The sequence below is a fragment of the Streptomyces glaucescens genome (assembly GCF_002154375.1).
GTDB classification, from domain to species: domain Bacteria; phylum Actinomycetota; class Actinomycetes; order Streptomycetales; family Streptomycetaceae; genus Streptomyces; species Streptomyces glaucescens.
The window spans coordinates 1-3,138 of sequence record NZ_MUND01000563.1 but is presented as its reverse complement, the minus strand read 5'-3'; the positions used below and the strand labels follow the sequence as shown (position 1 = coordinate 3,138).

Genomic DNA, 3,138 nt, shown 5'->3' with positions numbered 1-3,138 from the left:
TCCCGGCTCCGGAGCCGGGACCGGCCCGGGGGGCGGCTCGGGGGTCGCCGGATCGGGACCGGGAGTCGGCGGCGGCTGTACGGGATCGGGATACGGGTCGGTCACGGTTGTCCTCCAGCCAGTCGGCGAACGGTGGCTCTGGACTACTCCCCCGCATACCCGGCGTCCGGTCCGGCACTCACCCGGGGGCGTCAATACGGCGGTCCAGGTGGGCTCACCCCGCGAGCGCCGCCTCCGCGGCCGCCGCGAGGCCCGGACGCGGGGAGGACAGGACGGGCACGGTGGTCGTCGTCAGCCGCTGGGCCGGCGCCATGGAGGCCTGTGCGAGCACGATCGCGTCGGCGTCGGCGGGGGTCAGCGCGTCGGCCGCCGCCGCGACCCGCCGGGTGTACCCCGCGGTGTCGCCCGCCTCGAAGCGGGACCAGGCGCCGTCGACGAGCACGGTACGCACCGCGACGGCTCGTCCGGCGCGGCGCGCCTCTTCCTCGATCAGCGCGGCCGTCGGGCCCAGCGTGCTCTCCAGCGCGGCGAGCACCACCACGCGCGGGCCCGCGGCCACCGCGGCGGCAGCCATCGGACGGTCGACGCGCAGCACCGGCACCCCGGCGACGGCGGCGGCCGCCTCCGCCACACCCCCGAGGGTCGAGCAGGTGCACAGCACGGCGCGCGCCCCGTCACCCGCGGCCCGCACCAGTACGGCCCGTATCTCGTCGGCCACCGCTTCGGGGCCGTCCCGCCGGGCCCGCTCCAGCAGGTCCTCACGGACCAGGTGGCGCAGCCGCAGTCCCGGCCGGTCGGCGTCGCGCAGCGCGTCGAAGACCGGGACGTGGACGGGCGAGGTGTGCAGCAGGGCGAGCACGGGCCGGTTACCGCTGATCAGAACCGCCCCGGGTGGGCCACCAGCCACTGCTTCGCCGCGCGCAGCAGCTCCGGGTCGGCCGGGGGCGCCTCCTCGGGGTGGCGTTCGGCCCACTTGACGACGTACGGGCACAGCGGGGCGACGGGTATGCCCTCGCGCTCGGCGAGGCCGTACAGCTCACGCGCCAGCGAGCCCGCTATGCCCTTCCCCTCGTGGGCCGGTTCCACGAGGGTGTGGACGGGTACCAGGGAGCGGGCCGGCGAGTCGAGCACGAAGTACTCGATGTGCCCGACGACCTCGCCCTCCCCGAGGGCCTCCAGGCGGCCCGCCGCCCGGTCGTCGCGGATCTGTGTCTCGCTCATGGCACGCTCCTGGTGCGTCGGTCAGACCCGCACGGCCTGCGGGCTGCGCTGCTGGTCCGAGCCCGGCACCGGCTCCCCCGGATCACTGCCGAGGTCCACGATCCGGTTGTCGCGGTCCACGTGCACCACCCGGGGCTTCAGCGCCCGCGCCTCGGCGTCGGAGACCTGAGCGTAGCTGATGATGATCACCAGGTCTCCGGGGTGGACGAGGTGCGCGGCGGCCCCGTTGATCCCGACCACACCCGAGCCGCGCTCACCCTCGATGACGTACGTCTCCAGGCGGGCGCCGTTGGTGATGTCGACGATGTGGACCAGCTCCCCGGGGAGCAGATCGGCGGCGTCGAGCAGATCCGCGTCGATGGTCACCGATCCCACGTAGTGCAGGTCGGCCTGGGTGACGGTGGCGCGGTGGATCTTGGACTTGAACAAAGTACGCAGCACTTTGGACTCCCTGAGGACGGCTCCCTGCCCGCTTTCTGCAGGTCAAGGGCGATATCACTCTACAACTGGGACGCGCCTGACTCGAAGATTGTGAGGAACATCGCTTCACTTCGGTGAGTCGGCTCACTGCCTGGGTTTCCGTGCGAACCAGGCTGTTCTGGCTCTTCGAACACGCCCCTACCCGAACACTCTTCGAGGAACGCGCCAGGACCGATGCTGACGAAACGCTGACTTACCTGACGGCATATCAGGAGCCTGAGGGCATAGCGCGGGTCACTGCCCAAAGGGGCCGCGCCCATAAACGCCGTGCGGCCACGAGCGAGTCGGGCGCCGCTTCCGTCTCCGTACCGAACCCTGAGCCCCTTCTACCCCGTCGGCGCCGTCAAGGACTCCGTCGCCATCACGCCCGGCCACGAGGTGGCCGGCGTCGTCCACACCGTCGGCCCCGAGGTGAAGGGCGACTGGCCCCCGGCCGGCTGGTCGTGCTCCAGGCCGGGCAGGCGTGCGGCGACTGCGCTGACCGCTTGCGCCACATGCTCTGCCGCCAACCTCTGGCCGGGGAGTGGACTCCGACGGTGGCTGGGCCCAGTACGCCCTCGCCCGGGAGGACACCCTGCTCCCCATCCCGGACCACCTGCCGTTCGACCAGGCCGCGATCACCCCGACGCCGTCTCCACCCCGTACGCCGCGATCGTGGACACCGGCGCGGTCCGCCCCGCGCAGGCCGTCGGCATCTGGGGAGCCGGGGGCCTCAGCGCCCACGGCATCCGGCTCGCCCGCCTGGTCGGCGCCGCCCCCGTCACCGCCTTCGACCCGCTGCCTTCCGCCCGCGAGCGCGCCCTCCTCTTCGGCGCCGACCACGCGCTCGACCCTATGGCCGGAGACTTCGCCGAGGCGGTGCCCGAGGCCACGGCGGGCCGGGGCATCGACGTCGCCTTCGAGTTCGCCAGCGTCGGAGCGGCCCGCGCCCAGGCCACCATCGTGCTCGGTCCGAACGGCGTCCTGGTGCTCGCTGGCCTCACCCCGGAGCCGGTCACCGTCGCCGACAGCATCGACTTCTGCTTCAACGTCCGGCAGATCCGCGGACACTACGGCTCCGAGCCGGAGCACGTGGAACAGCTCGTCGGACTAGCCGCCGCCGGGCGCATCAACCTCGGCCCCTCCGTCAGCGCCCACATCTCGCTGGCCGAAGCCGCAGACGTCGTCGCCCGACTGGAGAAGAAGATCGGAGACCCGATCCGCCTCGTGCTAGGAGGGGCGGTGGCCGACTCATCCCGCACGGCGCGTGCGATCCGGTCACCGCCCCGTTATCTTCTTCGCGGTCCTGCAAGAGGGCCGCTGGCCTCCGGGCCCGGCATGACTGTTGCCCCCTGTCGTACGGATGACCTGGGGGGTGGTGTCACCGGGCCCGAGGGGTGCCGTCGGAGACGCTGATCAGAGGTCCGACCACCGCCCGGCCGGGCGCAATGCCCGGCC

At 72.9% G+C, this 3,138-nt stretch carries 4 protein-coding genes; 1 reads left to right on the top strand and 3 read right to left on the bottom strand.

Annotated features, from left to right (window positions below):
- Positions 1-214 precede the first annotated feature (214 nt).
- Genes CCN42_RS31875 through panD form a run of 3 tightly spaced genes read right to left on the bottom strand, consistent with a single transcriptional unit; the run spans position 215 to position 1,662 of the window.
- The gene (locus tag CCN42_RS31875; protein WP_086740807.1) at positions 215-859 is read right to left on the bottom strand and encodes an aspartate/glutamate racemase family protein; all 645 of its coding nucleotides are present in this window, start codon (positions 857-859) and stop codon (positions 215-217) included.
- 17 nt (positions 860-876) lie between these two features.
- Positions 877-1,221, bottom strand: a complete 345-nt coding sequence (locus CCN42_RS31870; RefSeq protein ID WP_086740806.1) for a GNAT family N-acetyltransferase — start codon at positions 1,219-1,221, stop codon at positions 877-879.
- Between the two features lie 21 nt (positions 1,222-1,242).
- Entirely contained in the window at positions 1,243-1,662 is a 420-nt protein-coding gene (panD, locus tag CCN42_RS31865; RefSeq protein ID WP_086740804.1) for an aspartate 1-decarboxylase, read from the bottom strand.
- Positions 1,663-2,355: 693 nt separating this feature from the next.
- Between panD and CCN42_RS44975 the strand changes: the two genes are divergently transcribed.
- Positions 2,356-3,096: a zinc-binding dehydrogenase gene (locus CCN42_RS44975; RefSeq protein WP_245877559.1), complete on the top strand. Its 741-nt coding sequence runs from the start codon at positions 2,356-2,358 to the stop codon at positions 3,094-3,096.
- The last annotated feature ends 42 nt before the right edge of the window (positions 3,097-3,138 follow it).